Origin of the sequence: Acidovorax sp. 93 (assembly GCF_003633835.1) — a bacterium.
GTDB classification, from domain to species: domain Bacteria; phylum Pseudomonadota; class Gammaproteobacteria; order Burkholderiales; family Burkholderiaceae_C; genus Acidovorax; species Acidovorax facilis.
Genome location: NZ_RBIT01000001.1, coordinates 1,277,641 through 1,297,779 on the forward strand (window position 1 = coordinate 1,277,641; position 20,139 = coordinate 1,297,779).

Genomic DNA, 20,139 nt, shown 5'->3' on the forward strand with positions numbered 1-20,139 from the left:
CTCATTTCCACCGCACACGGTACTGCGTCAGCAAGCCGGCAACCAGCACCGCAATCAGCGAGGTCGCCACGATCACATCCGCAATGTAGGTGGGCACGCCCACTGCGCGGCTCATGCTGTCCGCCCCCACCAGCACACCCGCCACAAAGGTGCCCGCTGCCATCACACCCAGCGGGTGCAGCCCCGCCAGCATGGCGATCACGATGCCGCTGTAGCCGTAGCCCGGCGACATGTCCAGCGTCACATAACTGGTGCGGCCCGCCACCTCGATGGCACCGGCCAGCCCCGCCAGCCCGCCCGACAGCAGGGCGACCAGCACGACGGTGCGCGTGATGGGCACACCGGCAAACGCGGCAGCCCGCGCATTGGCGCCCGCAGCGCGAATGTCAAAACCCGGGACCGTGCGCGCCAGCAGCGCCCACAGAATGACCGCCAGCGACACGGCCCACAGCAGCCCCGTGTGCAGCCGCGTCTGTGGCACCAGCTTGGACAACTCCAAGTCGCCTTGCAGAGTCACGCTTTGCGGCCAGCCCATCGAGAGCGGGTCTTTCATCGGGCCATCGAGCAGGGCCGACACCAGCAGCAACATGATGAAGTTGAGCAGCAGGGTGGTGACGACCTCGTCCACCCCCAGCCGCGCCTTCATCAGCGCCGGGCCCAGCAGCAGCGCGGCACCGGCCAGCGCAGCCGCCAGCATCATGAGTGGGAAGAGCAGGTAGGGCGACCACTCCAGTCCCGTTCCGCCGTGCATGCCGCCCACGGCCACGGCGGCCAGCGCGCCTGCATAGAGCTGGCCTTCAGCCCCAATGTTGAACAGCCGGGCGCGGAAGGCCACTGCGGCCGCCAGCCCCGTCAGGATCAGCGGCGTGGCGCGGGTGAGGGTTTCGGTCAGTGCGAACACTGAGCCGAACGCGCCTTGCAGCAGCAATGCATAAGTCTGGCCCACCGGCGCACCGGCCCACAGCACCAGCAGGGCGCTGACGATCAATGTGAACACCACGGCGCCCACCGGTGCCAGCACGTAGGCGGCGGGGGAGGTGTGGTTGCGTTTTTCGAGTCTCATGGATTTTTCTTGTTGTCGCTCAGTGGGTCGCACCGGCCATGGCAAGGCCGATGGCTCCGCGCGTCCAGTCTTCTGCGGGCCGGGCCTCGCTCAAGTGCCCGTCGTGCATCACTGCCACGCGGTCGCCCAGCGCCAGCACTTCGTCCAGGTCGTCGGAGATCAGCAATACCGCAGCACCACTGTCGCGAGCGTTGATGAGCTGCTGCTGTACAAACATCACCGCGCCAATGTCCAGCCCCCAGGTGGGCTGGTGGGCCACGATGAGCTGGGGGGCGGGCGCGGTGTTGCCCGCGCCATTCTGTGGCGGCATCAGCGCCCGGCCCAGGATGAGCTTTTGCATGTTGCCGCCCGACAGCGACCGCGCAGGCGCATCCGGCCCGCCGCCGCGTACGTCAAAAGTCTTGGCCACCCGCTCGGCATGCTGTCGTGCAGCGCCGCGCTTGATCCAGAAGGCGCGGAACCACGGGTGCGCAAACCAGTGGCTGCGCAGGCGTTCGGAAACCGCGTTCTCCCACACCGGCAAATCGCCCACCACGCCCACGGCGTGCCGGTCTTCGGGGATGCGGGCCACGCCCTGGCTCACCAGCCACGCGGGCCGGGCTTGGAGCGGTGCGCCACGCAGCGTGACCGCGCCGGAGGAGGCCGCACGTACGCCACACAACACATCGGCCAGCGCCACCTGGCCGTTGCCGCTGACGCCTGCAATTGCCACGATCTCGCCCGCGCGCAGGGTGAGAGACACGTTGTTCAATCGATCGCGCCCCATGGGGGCAGTGCTGACGTTGCTCAGGGTGCAGACAGGCTCGCCGATATGCTGTGTTGGGCGGCGCTCGGCCACCTCAATCGCATGGCCCACCATCCATTGTGCTAGCTGCCCCTGCGTGGTGCCCTGTGCAGGCGCCTCGGCCACCAGCTTGCCCTGGCGCAGCACGGCCACGCGGTGCGATACGCGCAGCACCTCGCCCAGCTTGTGGCTGATGAAGATGATGGACAGGCCCTGCGCCACCATCTGAGCGAGGGTGTCGAACAGTGCCTCGCTCTCCTGCGGGGTGAGCACGGCAGTAGGTTCATCCAGGATCAGGATGCGCGCGCCCCGGTAGAGCGCTTTCAAGATTTCGACCCGCTGGCGCTCGCCCACTGACAGGTTTCCGACGCGTGCATCGGGGCTGACGGGCAGGCCAAACTGCTGCGACACGGCCAGCAGCTTGGCGCGCGCCTCGCTGCGGCGCGAGAAAGGCTGCCACAGCGGCTCGCTACCCAGCAGCACGTTGTCCAGCACGGTGAGGTTGTCGGCCAGCGTGAAGTGCTGGTGCACCATGCCAATACCCGCAGCCAGCGCCGCGCGCGGCTGGCCCGGGGGCAGGGGCTGGCCGAAGACTTCGATGCTGCCTTGGTCGGCCACGTAGTGCCCGAAGAGGATGGACATCAGCGTGGACTTGCCCGCGCCGTTTTCGCCCAGCAGGGCCAGCACTTCGCCGCGCGCCAGCGTCAGGCTGATGCTGTCGTTGGCGACGAGCTTGCCGAAGCGTTTGGTGATGCCCGACAGGCGCAGGACGGGCGCTGTGGTGGAGCCCATCTATTTCCAGGCCGCCAGAAACGCGCGCAGCACCTTCGCCGAATTCGCCGCCGCCAGGCCCATGAAGGTGCCCATTTCGTTCTCACCCTCGCCACCTCCCGCCAGATCGCTCAGCGAGCGGAACGCGATGTAGGGCACGCCGTTGCTGTGCGCCACCATGGCGGTGGCGGCGGTTTCCATGTCGAGCACATTGGCCTCGAAGGTCTTGAAGGCGTATTCGCGGAAGGCCTTGTTGTCCACAAAGGCCTGGCCCGATACGCCGTTGCCGCCCACCACCAGTTGTGGGCGCTGCTTCAGGCAGGTGGCGGCCAGGCAGTGTTCCAGGCCCACGTTCTGCAGGCTGCGGGCGGTGGCCAGCATCTTCGGGTCAGCTTCAAACCAGAACTTTTTGGAGAGCTTGGGTTGGGCTGCCGAGCGCACTTCGACCGGGCGCGGGTGCATCATGCCGAAGGCGGGCATCGTCAGCTCGCTTTTCATCCAGGCGGGGGCGCTGTACTGGCCGGGTTTGTCTTCACGCGCCATCAGCCATTCCATGTACTGGCCCCACTGTGCGGGCACCGTGACATCGCCAATGTGCAGGCTGGGGTTGACGCCGCCCGCGATGCCGCTGAAGACCACATGGCTCACATTGAAGCGGTCCAGCACCAGCTGGGTGTTCATGGCCGCGTTGGTCATGCTGATGCCCGAGAGGAAGACCACCACGGGTTTGCCTTCGAGCGTGCCGGTGGTGAACTCCACGCCGTTGATGCTGTGTTTGGCGGCCTGCTGCACCTGGGGCAGCAGCACGGTCAGCTCGGGGGCGAAGGCAGAGATGACGGCGATGCGGGGCGTGTCGTCCAGCCGCACCACCGTCTTGCCGGGCGCGGTGGCGGCACAGCCTGCCACCACGGCGGCGAGGGTGAGGGCGCCCAGCAGGCGTGTGCACCGGGAGATCAGGGAGGGCTTGGCGGCGGGGAGGGATTGCATGGGTGTGGTGCCTCGTCAAAGAAAAACTGCGGTGCGCGCAGTCAACGCGAAAAAACAAACAGGCCACCGCTTTGCTGGGGTGGCCTGTGCACAGACTGGAACAGGGGCGGGCAGTGTGGGTGCCCGCTACATTCAGTGCCTACTTGGCCGTCGATTTTGGCTGGCTGTCGTCTACCTTTACGGTGAACTTGCCCGCCAGGATGTCGGCCTCTTTCGCCTTGACCTTGGCCACGATGTCGGCGGGCACCTTCTTCTCGAACGTGCCCAGCGGCGCGAGTTCAGAGCCCTTGTGCTTCATCATCGAGTACGGGCCGTAGTCTTCGGCGGTGAACTTGCCTTCCTTGACCAGCTTGAGCGCACGGTCGATGCTGGGCTCCATGTGCCAGATGGCCGATGCCACCACCGTGTCGGGGTACTGCGGCTGGGTGTCGATCACGTTGCCGATGGCGAGCTTGCCCTTTTCCTTGGCCGCGTCACTCACGCCAAAGCGCTCGGCGTAGAGCACGTCGGCGCCTTTGTCGATCATTGCAAAGGTGGCTTCCTTGGCCTTGGGCGGGTCAAACCAGCTGTTGATGAAGGTGATGGTGAACTCGACCTTGGGATTGGTCTCTTTGGCGCCCGCCATGAAGGCGTGCATCAGGCGGTTGACCTCGGGGATGGGGAAGCCACCCACCATGCCGATCTTGTTCGTCTTGGTCATGCCGCCAGCCACCATGCCGCTGAGGTACGCGGGCTCCTGGATGTAGTTGTCGAACACGCTGAAGTTAGGCGCCTGCGGCTTGCCGGAGGAACCGAGCAGAAAGGACGTCTTGGGGAAATCCTTGGCCACCTTGCGGGCGGCGGCTTCCACCGCAAAGGCCTCGCCCAGGATGAGCTGGTTGCCGCCGGTGGCGTATTCGCGCATCACGCGCTCGTAGTCGGCGTTGCTGACGTTCTCACTGGCTTTGTATTCGATCTCGCCACGTGCTTCGGCGGCTTTCAGGGCCTTGTGGATGCGGCTGACCCATTGCTGCTCGAAGGGCACCGTGTAGATCGCCGCGACCTTTAGCTTGGACTGCGCTGTGGCCAGTGAGGGCGCCATCGCCATGGCGGCCGAGAGGGCAATGGAGGTGCAGAGCAGGCGTCCGGTAAAGATGCGGCGAGTGGTCATGGTGAGGTTCCTTCAGACAAGCAAACAAGGAGGTTGGATGTGCTGCTACCAAGCAAGGAGCGCGCCAGTCGGTGGCTGTGTAACTGCAAACCAGCGGCAAGTCTGCCAGAGGAAAGCCACCAGTTGGTAAAAAAATGGTGCATGCGTGCAGCGCATCCGTAAACCGGGCTGGGGCACCCCACCAGGGTAGGGTTCCAAATTGACCGTGACGCAACGCAGAGAGGCCCGGAGATGAAAAAAGCCACCGATGGGCGGCAAGGCCCTGCGGTGGCTGGTGCACGGGCGCTGCCGTCGTGCGCTTATTTGGTGCCAAAAATCCGATCCCCCGCATCCCCCAGCCCCGGCAGGATGTAGCCGTGGTCGCTCAGTTCGCGGTCAATCGCTGCGGTGAAAATCGGTACGTCGGGGTGTGCCTTTTGCATGGTGGCGATGCCTTCGGGGGCGGCCAGCAGGCAGACGAACTTGATGGAGCGGGGGTTGAGTTTTTTCAGGCGGTCTACGCAGGCGGAGGCCGAGTTGCCGGTGGCCAGCATGGGGTCCACCACGATGATGTCGCGCTCGTCCATTTCGGACGGCATCTTGAAGTAGTACTCCACGGGCTGCAGCGTGGCCGGGTCGCGGTACAGGCCGATGTGGCCCACGCGGGCGCCGGGCACCACGTTGAGCATGCCATCCAGGAACCCGTTGCCCGCGCGCAGGATGGAGACCAGCACCAGCTTCTTGCCGTCGATGACCTTGCCGGTCATGGTCTCCAGCGGGGTTTCAATCTCGATGTCCTGCAGCGGCATGTCGCGCGTGACTTCATACGCCATCAGCGTGCTTAGCTCCCCCAGCAAGCGACGAAAGCTGTTGGTGCTGGCGTCCTTTCGGCGCATGAGCGTGAGCTTGTGCTGGACGAGGGGGTGGGTGATGACGGTGACGTTGTTGTTGGTGCTGGCAGTGCTCATGGCGAGGCCTATGGTCTACAGGTAGGAATGAAAGGGGTGGCGGTATTTTGACGGTACTTGCGCCAGCGCCCGTAAAAACTGGCGCGGCCCAGGCCAGTGGACGCCGTGGAACTGGCTTCGCCAGGCCACTGGCGGCGTCCCCTTGAGGGGAAGGCGCCGCAGGCGACTCAGGGGGGCGCGGGCTAGTCCGCCAGAAACCGCGCATAGCGCGCCAGGTCAACGTTGCCGCCGCTGATGAGAACGCCCACGCGCTCACCGTGCAGCAGCTTGCCTCCGTTGTCAGCGCCAGAGAAGGCCTGCGCACCCGCATAGGCCAGGGCGCCGGTGGGCTCCACCACGATCTTCATGCGCTCGGCAAAGAAGCGCAGGGATTGCATGAGCTGCTCGTCGCTCACGCTGATGATGTCTTCGGCATGGTCGCGGATGATGGGGAAGGTGAGCTCGCCCAGTGCCTGGGTTTGCGCGCCGTCGGCGATGGTGTGGGGCGTGGGGATGCGCACGATGTGCCCGGCGCGCAGCGACTGCTGGGCGTCGTTGCCCGTTTCGGGCTCGACACCCACCACGCGGCACTGGGGTGCCAGGGCCTGCGCGGCCAGCAGGCTGCCTGCCAGCAAGCCGCCACCGCCCACGCAGACAAACAGGTAGTCCAGATCGGGCACTTCTTCAAACAGTTCTTTGGCGGCGGTGCCCTGGCCCGCAATGACGTGCGGGTGGTCAAACGGCGGCACCAGCGTCATGCCGCGCTCCAGCGCCAGGTGGCGGCTGATGGCTTCGCGGTCTTCGGTGTAGCGGTCGTAGGTGACGACCTGGGCGCCGTAGGCCCGTGTGGCCGCCATCTTGGAGGCGGGCGCGTCTGCGGGCATGACAATGACGGCGGGCATGTCCAGCATGCGGGCCGACAGCGCGATGGCCTGCGCGTGGTTGCCGGCCGAAAAAGCCAGCACGCCGCGCTCGCGTTGCTCATCGGTGAACTGGGCCAGGGTGTTGAAGGCGCCCCGGAACTTGAAGGCGCCGGTGCGCTGCAGGTTCTCGCATTTGAAGAACAGTTGAGCACCCAGCAGGTCGTCGGCGGTGGTGGAGCGCAGCACCGGCGTGTGGTGCGCCATGCCCTTGAGCCGGTGCGCGGCGGCGGCCACGTCGTCGTAGGTGGGCGGGGTGAGGCTGGGCAAGGTCATGGCGGCATCCCTGGTGGCGGGGCAAACGCTTGCCCCTTCAGCCCTCGGATGATAGCGGGTTGCCGCGTGGTTTCAATCCAAAATGGCCTTACGCGCTTGTGTGGCAAGCGCGAGCAGCTATAGATTTTGATGGTTGATGGTTGATGGCGGGTCAGCCCAGCTCGCTGAAGCGTTGCAGCGGCGTCAGTGCGGGGAAGTCGCCCGCGCGCTTTTGCTTCATCGCCGTGACCGACTCGCGCACATGCTGGTTGCTCCAGATGGCGCCTTGCAGCCAGCCCATCTGGCGCAGGCTGTCTTCCACCGAATGGTCGCGGGCGTAGTTCACGGCCTGTTTGGTGCCCCAGATGGCCACGGGCGGCTTGCTGGCGATCTCTTGCGCGCACTGCAGCGCGGCGGCAAGCATTGCTTCTTGGGTCTCGAACACTTCGTTGACGAGGCCGTAGCCCAGGGCCTTGGCTGCGCTCAGGCGGCGGCCGGTGTAGGCCAGCTCTTTCACCACACCCAGCGGGATCAGCTTGGGCAGGCGCTGCAGCGTGCCCACGTCGGCCACCATGCCGATGTTGATCTCCTGGATACAGAAGAACGTGTCTGCCGTGGCGTAGCGGATGCAGGCGGCCGTCACCATGTCCACCGCGCCGCCGATGCAACCGCCGTGGATGGCCATGATGACGGGGATGCGCAGGCTTTCGATGCGGGTGAAGGTGGCCTGCATGTCGGTCAGCAAGTCAAAGATGGCGGCGCGGCCCTCGGGGCTCTGGTCGTCCATGGTGATGGCGCCGCCAAAGGTTTCGAGCGCCATGCCCGCGCTGAAATGTTTGCCGGTGCTGCTGATGACCAGCGCCCGCGCTTCGCCCGCCTTGTTGAGCTGGGCCAGCACCTCGTCCAGCTCACGCCAGAAGGTGGGGTGCATGGTGTTCATGGCCTCGGGGCGGTTCAGCACCAGATGGGCCACGTGGTCGGTGATGCTGAGGGAAAAGCAGGTGAGGGTGTTCATGGGGTGCCACTGTAGACGGGTGAATGCAGGTCGGGTCGTCGCCTGGGTGACTTTGAGCTATTTTGGCTGAAAACTCTTATCTGGTAAGCGCTGGCAGCTATGAAAACAGGAGTGCTTTTGCGCGCGTGCGGCAGAACGGGCGGCGGACGTCTACAGGCACAGTCTGTCAATCGCCGCCCCCGCCACCACAGCCGCCGCCATCCCCTCCGCCGTCGCTTCCACCTCCATCCGAGCTTTCGGCGCCGCCAAAGTCGCCCGAGCTGCCGCTGTAGCTGCCGTCCGAGAAGCTGGTGCCGCAGTAGCTGTCGCCACCGCTGCCACCCGCGTCGCTCTTGCGGGCGATGTCGGAGCAGTCGGGCACGTAGGTGAAGCCCCCGGCTATGGCGAACTTGGCATCCAGCGCAAACAGCAGGGGCAGGCGGCTGGGGGCCTTGGGGTCGATGGACTCCTCCTTGCATACCCAGTACCAACAGCGGCGCAGGCCATCGTTGTGGCGGGCTTTTTTGCCCAGGGCCTCGGCCGGGGTGTGGTGCAAAAAGAAGCCCAGGGCGTTGTGGCACCACAGCTTGTAGGCCTGCGTGTGAAGGATGAACTCGTGCCACAGCGCATCCACGGCCCTCGATGGCATGGCCACAAAGTCTTTGTTGCCGCGCAGGCAGGCCATGAAGAACTGGCGCAGGCCGCGTTCGACCAGCTCGCAGTCGCGGGTGCTCAGGTGGGGGTAGGTTTCGCGCAGCTTGCGCTGCAGAAAGCGGGGCAGGGGGGCCTCGCGGATATAGCGCTGGCGGACCGCGTTGGTCCACTGGATCACCAGGGCGGTGATGATGACTGTGGCCAAAAAATACAGAATCCAGGGCCACCGCAGGCGCCAGGCGCCCGCGAAGATCCCGACGATGGCGGCCACCCACACGGCAATCGCCAGCAGCACGACCTTGCTTCCCCACCACAGCAGAACGTTTTCGATGCGCTTCATCGTCCCTCCTTTTTTGTTGTTGTGTGGCGATTTCACGGCTGTTTGGTGACTGATTGATGACACTTTGGGTGGTGTCGCCAGATGGTCACGCGGGGGCTACCCCCAGCACCATCGCATGCCGAAGCTGCCGTGATGGGGCCGCGATTGGAGGCGCTGAGCAGGGGAGAGGCGGAATCTGTGCCCCCCTGCGTTCAACGCCGCTTGCTGCCGCCGAAGATGCTGCCCAGCACCCCGCGCAGGATTTCCTTGCCGATGGTGGTGCCCATGGTGCGCACCGCCGACTTGGCCATGGTCTGGGCCAAGCCGTCGCGTTTGCCGCCGCGCGGGCCGGTGCTGCCAAACAGCACGTCGTTGAGCCCACCCATCAGGCCGCCGCCGCTGTCTTCCGTGTTGGCGGGTGCACCTTTGCCATTGGCAGGCGCCTGCGCACTGGCTTCGGCGGCGCGGCCCTTAAGTTTTTCGTAGGCTGACTCGCGGTCCACCACCTTTTCGTACACGCCCGCCACCAGCGAGTTGGCCACCAGCACCTGGCGCTGCTGCGCTGTGATGGGGCCGAGCTGGCTGCCGGGCGGCAGCACGAACACGCGCTCGGTGATGCTCGGTCGGCCCTTGGCATCCAGGAAGCTCACCAGCGCCTCGCCCACGGCCAATTCCGTGATGGCGGTCTCGATATCGAGGCCCGGCTTTTGCCGCATGGTGGTGGCCGTGGCCTTCACGGCCTTCTGGTCACGCGGGGTGAAGGCGCGCAGCGCGTGCTGCACGCGGTTGCCCAGCTGGGCCAGCACGCTGTCGGGGATGTCCAGAGGGTTCTGCGTGACGAAATACACGCCCACGCCCTTGGAGCGCACCAGCCGCACCACGAGTTCGATGCGCTCGATGAGCACTTTCGGCGCCTCGTTGAACAGCAGGTGGGCCTCGTCGAAGAAGAACACCAGTTTGGGCTGCTCGGGGTCGCCGATCTCGGGCAGTTGCTCGAACAGCTCAGACAGCATCCAGAGCAGGAAGGTGGCGTACAGACGCGGCGAGTTCATGAGCTTGTCGGCCGCCAGGATGTTGACCACGCCGTGGCCGTCCACCGTCTGCATGAAGTCCTGGATGTTGAGCATGGGCTCGCCAAAGAACTGCGTCCCGCCTTGCTGCTCAATCTGCAGCAGCCCGCGCTGGATGGCGCCCACGCTGGCTGCGCTGACGTTGCCGTATTCGGTCGTGAACTCTTTGGCGTTGTCACCCACGTACTGCAGCATGGCGCGCAGGTCTTTGAGATCCAGCAGCAGCATGCCGTTGTCGTCGGCGATCTTGAACACAAGGTTGAGCACGCCCAGCTGGGTTTCATTCAGGTTGAGCATGCGGCCCAGCAGCAGCGGGCCCATGTCCGACACCGTGGCGCGCACAGGGTGGCCCTGTTCGCCAAATACGTCCCACAGCGTGGTGGGGCAGGCCAGGGGGGCGGGCAGGGGAAGGCCCCGCTCCTTGAGCACTGCCGCCAGCTTGTCGCCAATCTTGCCGGGTTGGCTGGCGCCGGTCAGGTCGCCCTTCACGTCGGCCATGAACACCGGCACGCCAATGCGCGAGAAGTTTTCGGCCAGGGTCTGCAGGGTCACGGTCTTGCCGGTGCCGGTGGCGCCGGTGATGAGCCCGTGGCGGTTGGCCAGGCCGGGCAGCAGGTGGCATTCGATGGTGTCGTGCTTGGCAATCAGGAGGGGTTCGGCCATGGCGGAGGTTCCGGGTGGAGTCAAAAGTAAAATCGCGGTCAGTAGATTAAATCAATACAAAAGGACTTCTCGTGGCAGGACACAGCAAATGGGCGAATATCCAGCACCGCAAAGGGCGGCAGGATGAAAAACGCGGCAAGATCTGGACCCGCATCATTCGTGAAATCACTGTGGCTGCCCGCTCGGGCGGCGGCGACCTGTCTGCCAACCCCCGCCTGCGCCTGGCGGTGGACAAGGCCAAGGCGGCCAACATGCCCGCCGACCGCATCAAGTACAACATCGACAAGGCCACGGGCAACGCCGAGGGATTGACCTACGAGGAAATCCGCTACGAGGGCTATGGCATTGGTGGCGCAGCGATCATGATCGACACGATGACCGACAACCGGGTGCGCACCGTGGCCGAAGTACGACACGCGTTCAGCAAACACGGTGGCAACATGGGCACCGAGGGCTCGGTGGTTTTTCAGTTCAAGCACTGCGGCCAACTGATTTTTGCCCCCGGCACCAGCGAAGACAAGGTGATGGAAGTGGCGCTGGAGGCGGGGGCCGAAGACGTGGTGACCGACGACGACGGCGCAGTGGAGGTGCTGACCGCCCCCGCCGACTTTGAAGCCGTGAAGAATGCCCTGGAAGCCGCAGGCCTGACGCCCGAAGTGGCGGGCGTGACCATGCGGCCTGAAAACACCATCGAACTGACGGGCGACGACGCGGCGCGCATGCAGCGGCTGCTGGATGTGCTGGAGGACCTGGACGATACCCAGGAGGTCTACCACAACGCTGCCCTGTGACATTGCGCCTGTGGACCGCCGCTTTTTTCTTGCGCTGACTTGTTTTCCGACTGATATTTCCCCGAACCCCGCCAAGCAGCCCAGCGCTGCGAGCAGGGTTCACCAAAGGTTCCTATGAAAGTACTTGTGATTGGTGGCGGCGGCCGTGAACACGCGATGGCGTGGAAACTGAGCGAGTCCCCCAAGGTGACCAAGGTGTATGTGGCGCCTGGCAATGGCGGCACCGCGCTGAACTCCAAGCTCGAGAACGTGGCCATCACCGACGTGCGCGAACTGCGTGTGTGGGCGCAGGCCGAAAAGATCGCACTGACGGTGGTGGGCCCCGAGGCGCCACTGGCGGCGGGTGTGGTCGATGAGTTCCGTGCCAATGGCCTGCGCATCTTCGGCCCCACCAAGGCTGCTGCCCAGCTCGAAAGCTCCAAGGCCTTTTCCAAGGCCTTCATGCGCCGCCATGGCATCCCCACGGCCGACTACGATACCTTCACCGACCCGGCTGCGGCCCACGCATTTGTGGACCGGCTGGGCGCGCCCATCGTCATCAAGGCCGATGGCCTGGCTGCAGGCAAGGGCGTGGTCGTGGCCATGACGCTGCAGGAAGCCCATGATGCTGTGAACTTCATGCTGGTGGACAACAAATACGGCGTGACCCACAACGAAGGTGGCGCGCGCGTGGTGATCGAGGAATTCCTTGAAGGCGAGGAAGCCTCCTTCATCGTGCTGTGCGATGGCAAGAACGTGCTGGCCCTGGCCACCAGCCAGGACCACAAGCGCCTCAAAGACGGCGACGAAGGTCCCAACACCGGCGGCATGGGTGCGTATTCGCCCGCACCAGTGGTCACGGCCGATGTACATGCCCGCGCCATGCGCGAGATCATCCTGCCCACCATCCGGGGCATGGAAAAGGACGGCATTCCCTACACCGGTTTTCTGTATGCCGGCCTGATGATCGACGCCAAGGGCCAGCCCAAGACGCTCGAATTCAACTGCCGCATGGGCGACCCCGAGACGCAGCCGATCCTCATGCGGCTGAAAAGCGACTTCAGCGACCTGATGGCCGCTGCCGCTGACGGCAAGCTCGACCAGATGGAACTGCAATGGGACCGCCGCACCGCACTGGGCGTGGTCATGGCCGCCCACGGCTACCCGGAGAACCCGCGTAAGGGCGATTCCATCACCGGCCTGCCTGCTGAGGCGGACGATGCCGTGGTGTTCCATGCGGGCACGCAGCTGAAAGACGGTGTGGTCAGCGTGACCGGTGGCCGCGTGTTGTGCGTGACGGTGCTGGCCGACAGCGTCAAGCAGGCGCAGCAGCGTGCCTATGACGTGGCGCGCGGCATCCAGTTCGATGGTGCGCAGTACCGCCGCGATATCGGCTTCAGAGCACTCAAGAGCTGATGGCAGACGTTCAGAACTTGAACCCCGCTGACACAGTGGCGAGGGTGCGCGGCTATCTGCTGGGTCTGCAGGCGCGCATCACCGACGCGCTCGAAGCCGTGGAAGGGGAGGGCGGTGCACGTTTTTTGGCCGACGCCTGGAGCAAGACGCCCGGTGAGCCGTTGCAGGGCGACGGCATCACCAAGATCATGGAAGGCGGCCGCGTGTTCGAGCGCGCGGGTTGCGGCTTCAGCCATGTACGCGGCCCCCAGCTGCCACCCTCGGCCACGCAGCACCGGCCCGAGCTGGCGGGTGCACCGTTCGAGGCCATGGGCGTGTCGCTGGTGTTCCACCCGCGCAATCCCTATGTGCCGACGGTGCACATGAACGTGCGCATGATCGCGGCTGGTCACCCTGGGCAAGCGCCGACCTGCTGGTTTGGCGGTGGCATGGACCTCACGCCGTACTACGGCTTTGAGGAAGATGCGGTGCACTTTCACCGCACCTGCCGTGATGCCTTGGCACCCTTTGGTGACGACAAGTACCCGCGCTTCAAGCAGTGGTGTGACGAATACTTCTACCTCAAGCACCGTAGCGAGCAGCGAGGCGTGGGTGGCGTGTTCTATGACGACTTCTCCGAGCTGGGCTTTGAGCAAAGCCTGGCGATGACGCAGTCGGTGGGCGACGCCTTTTTGAAGGCCTACCTGCCCATCGTGGAAAAGCGCCAGGGCACGCCCTACGGCGAGCGCGAGCGGGACTTCCAGCTCTACCGCCGCGGCCGTTATGTGGAGTTCAACCTGGTCTGGGACCGGGGCACGCATTTTGGCCTGCAGTCGGGTGGGCGCACCGAGTCCATTTTGCTGTCCATGCCGCCGCTGGTGGCGTGGTCGTACCAGCGTTCGGATGCGGCCGATTCCGCCGAAGCTGATCTCACACAGCGCTTTCTGCTGCGGCGCGACTGGCTCGGTGGCGAGTCTGCTGCAGCGGCTTGAAAGCCTTGAAAAGCGCAAAAGCTATAATTTCAATAGCTGCCCGCGCTTTTCACACCAGCGCAAGAGGCCAAAAACACCTCAAACGGACGCAGCGCCAACGCGCAACAGCTGCGCAACACCCAAGGCGCAGCCCCACTGGTTGCGCGCTGCGTTGCACGCTATATTGATTCCATTTCCTCTCTAATCACCGCCTGATGACCACCTCCACCAAATCGGAAACCGCCGCCAAAAAAGACGTTACCAAACTCCAGCGCGCCATCGTTGATGGACTGGAGGACGTCAAGGCGCAAGACATCCAGGTCTTCAACACCGAGCATCTCTCGCCGCTGTTTGAACGGGTGATCGTGGCATCGGGCACCTCCAACCGCCAGACCAAGGCCCTGGCCGCCAGCGTGCGCGACGCGGTGAAGGAAGCGGGCTTTACCAAGCCGCGCATCGAAGGCGAAGACAACGGCGAATGGATCATCGTGGACTGCGGCGCCGCCGTGGCGCACATCATGCAGCCCGCCATCCGCCAGTACTACCGCTTGGAAGAGCTGTGGGGCGATACGCCCGTGCGCCTGAAGCTGGGCGCCGCCAAGCCTGTTTCCAGCGCTGCCACCGACTTGGCCGAAAAGAAGTCGGCCCAGAAGGCTGCCAAGTCCGACGCCAAGGCTGCAGGCAAGGCGACCGCCAAAAAGGCAGCCGCACCAGCCGTGCCGGCCCGGTCGGGCAAGGCTACGGTCAAGGCTGTGGCCAAAACAGCTGCCAAGTCCGCTGCCGCACCTGCTAAATCAGCTGCCAAACCTGCCGCCAAGACAACCGCAAAAGCACCTGCCAAAGCCATCACCAAGGCCCCAGCCAAGACCCCCGCAAAAAGCAGCAGTGCCAAGGCCGCACCGACCAAGGCGCCCGCAAAGCCAGCCACTGCCGCCAGGAAGCCCGCAGCTACCAAGGCACCGATCAAGACTGTGGTCGTCAAGCCATCGGCCTCCCGCAGTAAAGCTGCTGTCACCGCAAAGACCGGTGCCAAGCCTGCACCCGCACGCGGCGGAGCAGCCGCCAAGCCCGCCGCCAAGAGGGTACCGGGCCGCAAGTGATTGCAGCCTCGGCCCATCGACGACCACCTGTACCCGCGCACCGCGCCTGAGTTGCCATGAAGCTGCTGATCGTGGCCGTGGGCCAGCGCGTGCCCGACTGGGCGCAGACGGCGTACGACGACTACGCCAAGCGGTTTCCGCCGGAGCTCAAGGTCGAACTCAAAGCCGTCAAGACCGAGCCACGGGGCTCCAAGACGCTGGAGACGCTGTACGCCGCCGAGCGCGAGCGGATTGAAGCTGCGATCCCCCGGGGCACCCGCGTGGTGGCGCTGGACGAGCGCGGCACCAACCTCACCACCAAGGCCCTGGCCGAGCGCCTGAAGGGCTGGCAACTGGGCGGCGACGACGTTGCCTTGGTCATTGGCGGCCCTGATGGGCTGGACCCGGCCTTTCGCCAGGGCGCACATGAACGCATTCGCCTGTCGGACCTGACCTTGCCCCATGCCATGGTGCGGGTGCTGCTCATCGAGCAGCTGTACCGCGCCTGGTCGGTGAACGCGGGGCACCCTTACCACCGCGAGTAGGGTGCGGGCAGGTGGTGCACGCAACTCCTGTTTTTGTAGCTTCTGGCGCTTGATGGGTAAGCGCTAGAGCCGATTTTTAATCAAAATCTGTTCATGCCTGACTTCATCTACCTCGCCTCCCAAAGCCCCCGCCGGCGCCAGCTGCTGGAGCAACTGGGCGTGCGCCACGAACTGCTGCTGCCCAATGTGGACGGCGACGAGCCCGAAGACGCGGAAGCCATCGAGGTGGTGCTGCCCGGTGAAGCGCCCACGGCCTATGTGGAGCGCGTGACCGCCCTCAAGCTCGACGCGGCTGTGGCCCGGTGTGCCCGCCGTGGTTTGCCCGATGCGCCCATCCTGTGCTCTGACACCACCGTGGCGCTGGGCCGCACCATCTACGGCAAGCCCGACGACGCGCCCCATGCCGCGCGCATGCTGGCCGAGCTGGCGGGCCACGAGCACCGCGTGCTCACCGCGGTGGCGCTGCAGGTGGGCCCCAAGCGCCTGAGCGCGCTGTCCATATCCCGAGTGACCTTTGCAGCCATGACCACCGCGCAGATTGAGGCCTACGTGGCTACGGGTGAGCCACTGGGCAAGGCCGGGGCTTACGGTATCCAGGGCAGGGCTGCTGCATATGTGGAGCACCTGGCTGGCAGCTATTCGGGCATCATGGGGCTGCCGATGTACGAGACGGCACAGCTGCTGCGCGCGGCAGGTTTCGCCATCTAGGCGACAGCAACAACAGACAACAACAACGCCATGCAACAAGACATCCTGATCAACTGGTCGCCCCAGGAAACCCGCGTGGCCGTGGTGGAGCACGGCGCCGTGCAGGAGCTGCACATCGAGCGCACGCTGGAGCGCGGCCTGGTGGGCAATGTCTACCTGGGCAAGGTCTCGCGCGTGCTGCCGGGCATGCAGTCGGCCTTCATCGACATCGGCCTGGAGCGCGCGGCCTTTTTGCATGTGGCCGATGTGTGGCAGCGCCAGCCCGATGGCGAGCCGCCCGCATTCGCCCGCAAGAACGAGCCGCAGGTGCCGATTGAAAAGCAGGTGTTCGAGGGGCAGGCGCTGATGGTGCAGGTCATCAAGGACCCCATTGGCACCAAGGGCGCACGACTGTCCACGCAGATCAGCGTGGCCGGGCGACTGCTGGTGTTTCTGCCGCAGGACGACCATGTGGGCGTGTCGCAGAAGATTCCGCCGGCCGAGCGCGATGCGCTGCGCGCGCGGCTGCAGGCGCTGGTGGGCGATAAATCCACGGGTGGTGGGGGCGGCTTCATCCTGCGCACCAACGGCGAGGATTCGACCGATGCGGAGCTGGCCGAAGACATCGCCTACCTGCGCAAGACCTGGGCGCGCATCAAGGAGGCATCGCTCAAGCTGCCTGCCATGTCGCTGCTCCATCAGGATTTGGACCTGCTGCAGCGCGTGCTGCGCGATCTGGTGGGCGACCACACGCAGACCATCCGCCTGGATTCGATGGAGCAGTTCCAGCGCCTGCGTGCGTTTGGGCAGGAATTCATGCCAGCGGCTGCCGGCAAGTTACAGCACTACAAGGGTGAACGCCCGATTTTTGACCTGTACTCCATCGACGAAGAGGTGGCCAAAGCCCTGGGGCGCCGCGTCGATTTGAAGTCTGGCGGCTATCTCATCGTGGACCAGACCGAGGCGCTCACCACCATCGATGTGAACACCGGTGGCTACGTGGGGGCACGCAACTTCGACGACACCATCTTCAAGACCAACCTGGAGGCCGCCCAGGCCATTGCCCGCCAGCTGCGCCTGCGCAACCTGGGCGGCATCATCATCGTGGACTTCATCGACATGGTGCGCGACGACCACCAGCAGGCCGTGCTGGCGGAGTTCAAAAAGCAACTCGCCCGCGACCGCGTGAAGACCATGGCAGGCGGCTTCTCGCAGCTGGGTTTGGTGGAGATGACGCGCAAGCGCACGCGCGAATCCCTCGCCCATATGCTGTGCGAGCCCTGCGAAGCCTGCCAGGGCAAGGGCAGCGTGAAGACCGCGCGCAGCGTGTGCTACGACATCCTGCGCGAGATCCTGCGCGAAGCCCGCCAGTTCAACCCGCGCGAATTCCGCGTGGTGGCGTCGCCCCGCGTGGTGGAGCTGTTCCTGGACGAGGAAAGCCAGCACCTGGCCGGTCTCTCGGACTTCATCAAGAAGCCGATCTCGCTGCAATCCGAGAGCGCGATGGGGCAGGAGCAGTACGACATCGTGCTGCTGTAGCGTCCATCGTTCTGCGCGCCGTCTTCAAGCGTCGATCTGCATCGCCGGGCGTGCCTGCACCCGCGCCAGCCAGGCCTGCACATGCGGGTGCGCGTTGACGGGGGCGCCCAGGTACAGGCTGTAGCCCAGCACCGAGCCCACTACTAAATCCACCAGCGAATAGTCGGCACCCAGCATCCAGGGCTGCGCAGCCAGCCGCGCGTCCAGCACCGCTAGCAACTCGCTCAGTTGACGCAGGAGGGCTTCTGCTTGGGCGGCGTTGCGCCAAACCTCTTCGCCTTGGGTTGCCACATGCAGGCGTCCCACGAGCGCACCATAGGTCACATACGCCCAGGTGCACCACGACAGGGCCTGCAGCGCCTCGGGCGTGCCCGCAGCGGGCCACAGCCCGCGCTCAATGCCAAAGCGATGGCCCAGCCAGAGGTGGATGGCCAGGGCCTCGAACATGGGGGCGCCGTCCACGGTCAAGGTGGGCACCTTGCAGTTGGGGTTCAGGGCCAGGTACTCCGGGCGGCGCTGCTCGCCGGTGCGGATGTCGATCTTCACGCGTTCGTGGGGCACGGCCAGCTCGGTGAGGGCGCAGGCGATGGGGGTGGCGCTGGACATGGGATGCCAGTAGAGAACGATGGACATGGAAAGCTCCTTGGGTGGCTGTGGAAGAAAAGGTGTTGCCACTGTAAAAGCCATTGCGGACAATTTCAGTCCGCAATAAAAAGTAAAGTCGCTCCATGCTCACTTCATCAACCCGTCTGCTGCGTCTGCTCTCCTTGCTGCAGACGCGCAACCACTGGATGGGGCCGGAACTGGCCGAGCGCCTGGAAGTGCACCCGCGCACCTTGCGGCGCGACATCGACCGCCTGCGCCAGCTGGGCTACCCCGTGCATGCCAGTAGCGGTGTGGCGGGTGGCTATGCCTTCCGGGCCGGTCAGGCGCTGCCGCCCTTGCTGCTGGACGACGACGAAGCGCTGGCCGTGTCGATTGCCCTGCGCACTGCCACGGCCGGCGCGGTCGGCGGCATTGAAGAGCCCGCACTTCGGGCCCTGGTCAAGCTGGAGCAGGCCATGCCCGCCCGCCTGCGGCAGCAGGTGGATGCACTGCGCTCCACCATCCTGCCCATGGACCGTGTCGGGCCGGTGGTGGATGCCTCGTTGCTGGCCACACTGGCGTCGGCCTGCCGTGATCAGTTGCGCCTGGCGTTCACCTACGGCGACAGCAAGGGCCGCAGCGCCGAACGCAGCGTGGAGCCCCAGGGCCTGGCCCATACCGGCCACCGCTGGTACCTGGTGGCGTGGGACCGGGTGCGGGAGGACTGGCGCACCTTCCGTATCGACCGCATCGTGGGTGCTCCCACGGTGGGTGCCCATTTCGCGCCCCGGGTGTCGCCCGATGGCGGGGATCTGAAGGCATACGTTTCACGTTCGATTGCAGTGGCGCCCCATGCCGAACAGGCGCGCATTGTGTTGCATGCACCGTATCAAGAGATGGCCAGACGCATTCCGCAGTCGGCAGGTGTGGTGTCGGCGCTCGATGAGGGGCAGCGGTGCCAGCTGGAATGCGGCGCCAACGATTCACTGGTGTACTGGCTGATGGCGCTCGATGTGGAGTTCGAAGTGCTTGCACCCGTTTCGTTGAAGGAGCGCTTGCGGGTGGCGGGGGAGCGGGCCTTGCGCTGCGCCTGAAGTGAAACACCCCCTGAGTCGCTTCGCGCCTTCCCCCTCTCTCACGTTGCTTCGCCATCTGTGAGGGGCACGCCGCCAGCGCGGCGGCACTGGGTTTGGGCTGCGCCAGTTTCATGCATCGCGGGCGGTGCACAACGCAACGGACAACTACGGTTTCATATTTTTGAAAGCAAATGGGTATGAGTGCTCAAGGCACGAAACGGTACCCGATGCCCGCCTCGGTCCGCAAATGCTGGGGCATCGAGGCGTTGTCCTCCACCTTCTTGCGCAGATTGGCCATGTGCACGCGCACATAGTGCGTGTCTTCGGCATGGCCTGGCCCCCATACCGCCTTGAGCAACTGCTGGTGCGTGATCACGCGGTCGGGCTGGGATGCCAGGTGGGTGAGCAGCTTGTATTCGATGGGCGTGAGGTGCAGGGCCTCGCTGCCATCCTCCCCCGTGCGGCGCTCTACCGTTCGGCGGGCCAGGTCCACGGTGACGGGGCCGAACTGGATAACGGGTGTGGCCTCGGCGCTTGAGGCCCGCTGGCTGCGGCGTAGCTGGGCGCGCACGCGGGCCATCAGCTCGCCCGAGCCGAACGGTTTTACCAGGTAGTCGTCGGCCCCCGCATCCAGCGCCGCGATCTTGCTGGCCTCGGCGCTGCGGGCCGAGAGCACGATGATGGGCATGGCCGACCAGGTGCGCAGGTCGCGGATCAGGTCCACGCCGTCGCCATCGGGCAGGCCCAGGTCCAGCACCACCAGGTCGGGGCGGCGCGTGCCAGCTTCGATCAGGCCGCGCTGCAGGGTGGCGGCCTCGTGCACGGTGTGGCCTTCGCTCTCCAGCGTCAGGCGCACAAAGCGGCGGATGTCGGCTTCGTCTTCGACGATGAGGATGTGGGTGGGCAGGTCGGTCATGGTGGTTGCGGGGCCGTGCC

Annotated in this window: 19 protein-coding genes; 8 read left to right on the forward strand and 11 right to left on the reverse strand. The window is 65.2% G+C overall.

Annotated features, from left to right (window positions below; all coding sequences use genetic code 11):
* Position 1: 1 nt before the first annotated feature.
* The 9 genes from C8C93_RS05765 to C8C93_RS05805 form a co-directional block, all read right to left on the reverse strand.
* Positions 2 to 1,063, reverse strand: coding sequence for an ABC transporter permease (locus C8C93_RS05765; RefSeq protein WP_121506206.1), 1,062 nt, complete (start codon positions 1,061 to 1,063; stop codon positions 2 to 4).
* 19 nt (positions 1,064 to 1,082) lie between these two features.
* Complete coding sequence (locus C8C93_RS05770; protein WP_121506207.1) at positions 1,083 to 2,639, reverse strand: ABC transporter ATP-binding protein; 1,557 nt, start codon at positions 2,637 to 2,639, stop codon at positions 1,083 to 1,085.
* On the reverse strand, positions 2,640 to 3,605 hold the full coding sequence (locus tag C8C93_RS05775; RefSeq protein ID WP_121506208.1) for a 5'-methylthioadenosine/S-adenosylhomocysteine nucleosidase: 966 nt from the start codon (positions 3,603 to 3,605) through the stop codon (positions 2,640 to 2,642).
* A 139-nt stretch (positions 3,606 to 3,744) separates the two neighbouring features.
* The gene (locus C8C93_RS05780) at positions 3,745 to 4,755 is read right to left on the reverse strand and encodes a BMP family protein (RefSeq protein WP_121506209.1); all 1,011 of its coding nucleotides are present in this window, start codon (positions 4,753 to 4,755) and stop codon (positions 3,745 to 3,747) included.
* Positions 4,756 to 5,054: 299 nt separating this feature from the next.
* Complete coding sequence (gene upp / locus C8C93_RS05785; RefSeq protein ID WP_121420316.1) at positions 5,055 to 5,702, reverse strand: uracil phosphoribosyltransferase; 648 nt, start codon at positions 5,700 to 5,702, stop codon at positions 5,055 to 5,057.
* Between the two features lie 182 nt (positions 5,703 to 5,884).
* Positions 5,885 to 6,877, reverse strand: a complete 993-nt coding sequence (locus tag C8C93_RS05790) for a threo-3-hydroxy-L-aspartate ammonia-lyase (RefSeq protein ID WP_055401172.1) — start codon at positions 6,875 to 6,877, stop codon at positions 5,885 to 5,887.
* A 151-nt stretch (positions 6,878 to 7,028) separates the two neighbouring features.
* On the reverse strand, positions 7,029 to 7,871 hold the full coding sequence (locus C8C93_RS05795) for an enoyl-CoA hydratase-related protein (RefSeq protein ID WP_055401170.1): 843 nt from the start codon (positions 7,869 to 7,871) through the stop codon (positions 7,029 to 7,031).
* 166 nt (positions 7,872 to 8,037) lie between these two features.
* Positions 8,038 to 8,844, reverse strand: a complete 807-nt coding sequence (locus C8C93_RS05800) for a hypothetical protein (protein ID WP_121506210.1) — start codon at positions 8,842 to 8,844, stop codon at positions 8,038 to 8,040.
* Positions 8,845 to 9,035: 191 nt separating this feature from the next.
* Positions 9,036 to 10,556, reverse strand: coding sequence for a helicase HerA-like C-terminal domain-containing protein (locus C8C93_RS05805; RefSeq protein ID WP_121506211.1), 1,521 nt, complete (start codon positions 10,554 to 10,556; stop codon positions 9,036 to 9,038).
* A gap of 71 nt (positions 10,557 to 10,627) precedes the next feature.
* Here C8C93_RS05805 and C8C93_RS05810 point away from each other — a divergent pair, with 71 nt between their 5' ends.
* The 7 genes from C8C93_RS05810 to rng all read left to right on the forward strand — a co-directional run bounded on the left by C8C93_RS05810 (position 10,628) and on the right by rng (position 17,542).
* On the forward strand, positions 10,628 to 11,347 hold the full coding sequence (locus C8C93_RS05810) for a YebC/PmpR family DNA-binding transcriptional regulator (RefSeq protein WP_010458745.1): 720 nt from the start codon (positions 10,628 to 10,630) through the stop codon (positions 11,345 to 11,347).
* A gap of 114 nt (positions 11,348 to 11,461) precedes the next feature.
* Positions 11,462 to 12,742, forward strand: coding sequence for a phosphoribosylamine--glycine ligase (gene purD / locus C8C93_RS05815; RefSeq protein ID WP_121506212.1), 1,281 nt, complete (start codon positions 11,462 to 11,464; stop codon positions 12,740 to 12,742).
* Positions 12,742 to 13,713 carry an oxygen-dependent coproporphyrinogen oxidase gene (gene hemF, locus C8C93_RS05820; RefSeq protein WP_121506213.1) on the forward strand — a complete coding sequence of 324 codons (972 nt, stop codon included), beginning with the start codon at positions 12,742 to 12,744 and terminating at the stop codon, positions 13,711 to 13,713. Before purD ends, hemF begins: the two co-directional genes overlap by 1 nt.
* Before the next feature lie 194 nt (positions 13,714 to 13,907).
* A complete protein-coding gene (gene rsfS / locus C8C93_RS05825) occupies positions 13,908 to 14,792 on the forward strand; it encodes a ribosome silencing factor (protein WP_121506214.1) in 885 nt (294 codons plus the stop codon).
* Positions 14,793 to 14,848: 56 nt separating this feature from the next.
* Positions 14,849 to 15,316, forward strand: coding sequence for a 23S rRNA (pseudouridine(1915)-N(3))-methyltransferase RlmH (gene rlmH / locus C8C93_RS05830; RefSeq protein ID WP_010458753.1), 468 nt, complete (start codon positions 14,849 to 14,851; stop codon positions 15,314 to 15,316).
* 93 nt (positions 15,317 to 15,409) lie between these two features.
* A complete protein-coding gene (locus tag C8C93_RS05835) occupies positions 15,410 to 16,024 on the forward strand; it encodes a nucleoside triphosphate pyrophosphatase (RefSeq protein WP_121506215.1) in 615 nt (204 codons plus the stop codon).
* Between the two features lie 30 nt (positions 16,025 to 16,054).
* Positions 16,055 to 17,542 carry a ribonuclease G gene (gene rng, locus C8C93_RS05840; protein WP_121420308.1) on the forward strand — a complete coding sequence of 496 codons (1,488 nt, stop codon included), beginning with the start codon at positions 16,055 to 16,057 and terminating at the stop codon, positions 17,540 to 17,542.
* Positions 17,543 to 17,566: 24 nt separating this feature from the next.
* Here rng and C8C93_RS05845 read toward each other — a convergent pair whose 3' ends face one another.
* Positions 17,567 to 18,175 (reverse strand): glutathione S-transferase family protein, encoded by a 609-nt coding sequence (locus tag C8C93_RS05845; protein ID WP_121506216.1) that lies wholly within the window; start codon positions 18,173 to 18,175, stop codon positions 17,567 to 17,569.
* A 95-nt stretch (positions 18,176 to 18,270) separates the two neighbouring features.
* Between C8C93_RS05845 and C8C93_RS05850 the strand changes: the two genes are divergently transcribed.
* Positions 18,271 to 19,221 (forward strand): YafY family protein, encoded by a 951-nt coding sequence (locus C8C93_RS05850; RefSeq protein ID WP_121506217.1) that lies wholly within the window; start codon positions 18,271 to 18,273, stop codon positions 19,219 to 19,221.
* 187 nt (positions 19,222 to 19,408) lie between these two features.
* On the opposite strand, the gene C8C93_RS05855 is transcribed toward C8C93_RS05850, so the two are convergent.
* Entirely contained in the window at positions 19,409 to 20,119 is a 711-nt protein-coding gene (locus tag C8C93_RS05855; RefSeq protein ID WP_121506218.1) for a response regulator, read from the reverse strand.
* Positions 20,120 to 20,139 lie beyond the last annotated feature (20 nt).

What these genes read in the sequence shown, in the direction of transcription:
- C8C93_RS05765 (WP_121506206.1), bottom strand. Translation starts at nt 1,063, where the DNA reads ATGAGACTCGAAAAACGCAACCACACCTCCCCCGCCGCCTACGTGCTG.
- C8C93_RS05770 (WP_121506207.1), bottom strand. Translation starts at nt 2,639, where the DNA reads ATGGGCTCCACCACAGCGCCCGTCCTGCGCCTGTCGGGCATCACCAAA.
- C8C93_RS05775 (WP_121506208.1), bottom strand. Translation starts at nt 3,605, where the DNA reads ATGCAATCCCTCCCCGCCGCCAAGCCCTCCCTGATCTCCCGGTGCACA.
- C8C93_RS05780 (WP_121506209.1), bottom strand. Translation starts at nt 4,755, where the DNA reads ATGACCACTCGCCGCATCTTTACCGGACGCCTGCTCTGCACCTCCATT.
- upp (WP_121420316.1), bottom strand. Translation starts at nt 5,702, where the DNA reads ATGAGCACTGCCAGCACCAACAACAACGTCACCGTCATCACCCACCCC.
- C8C93_RS05790 (WP_055401172.1), bottom strand. Translation starts at nt 6,877, where the DNA reads ATGACCTTGCCCAGCCTCACCCCGCCCACCTACGACGACGTGGCCGCC.
- C8C93_RS05795 (WP_055401170.1), bottom strand. Translation starts at nt 7,871, where the DNA reads ATGAACACCCTCACCTGCTTTTCCCTCAGCATCACCGACCACGTGGCC.
- C8C93_RS05800 (WP_121506210.1), bottom strand. Translation starts at nt 8,844, where the DNA reads ATGAAGCGCATCGAAAACGTTCTGCTGTGGTGGGGAAGCAAGGTCGTG.
- C8C93_RS05805 (WP_121506211.1), bottom strand. Translation starts at nt 10,556, where the DNA reads ATGGCCGAACCCCTCCTGATTGCCAAGCACGACACCATCGAATGCCAC.
- purD (WP_121506212.1), top strand. Translation starts at nt 11,462, where the DNA reads ATGAAAGTACTTGTGATTGGTGGCGGCGGCCGTGAACACGCGATGGCG.
- hemF (WP_121506213.1), top strand. Translation starts at nt 12,742, where the DNA reads ATGGCAGACGTTCAGAACTTGAACCCCGCTGACACAGTGGCGAGGGTG.
- rsfS (WP_121506214.1), top strand. Translation starts at nt 13,908, where the DNA reads ATGACCACCTCCACCAAATCGGAAACCGCCGCCAAAAAAGACGTTACC.
- rlmH (WP_010458753.1), top strand. Translation starts at nt 14,849, where the DNA reads ATGAAGCTGCTGATCGTGGCCGTGGGCCAGCGCGTGCCCGACTGGGCG.
- C8C93_RS05835 (WP_121506215.1), top strand. Translation starts at nt 15,410, where the DNA reads ATGCCTGACTTCATCTACCTCGCCTCCCAAAGCCCCCGCCGGCGCCAG.
- rng (WP_121420308.1), top strand. Translation starts at nt 16,055, where the DNA reads ATGCAACAAGACATCCTGATCAACTGGTCGCCCCAGGAAACCCGCGTG.
- C8C93_RS05845 (WP_121506216.1), bottom strand. Translation starts at nt 18,175, where the DNA reads ATGTCCATCGTTCTCTACTGGCATCCCATGTCCAGCGCCACCCCCATC.
- C8C93_RS05850 (WP_121506217.1), top strand. Translation starts at nt 18,271, where the DNA reads ATGCTCACTTCATCAACCCGTCTGCTGCGTCTGCTCTCCTTGCTGCAG.
- C8C93_RS05855 (WP_121506218.1), bottom strand. Translation starts at nt 20,119, where the DNA reads ATGACCGACCTGCCCACCCACATCCTCATCGTCGAAGACGAAGCCGAC.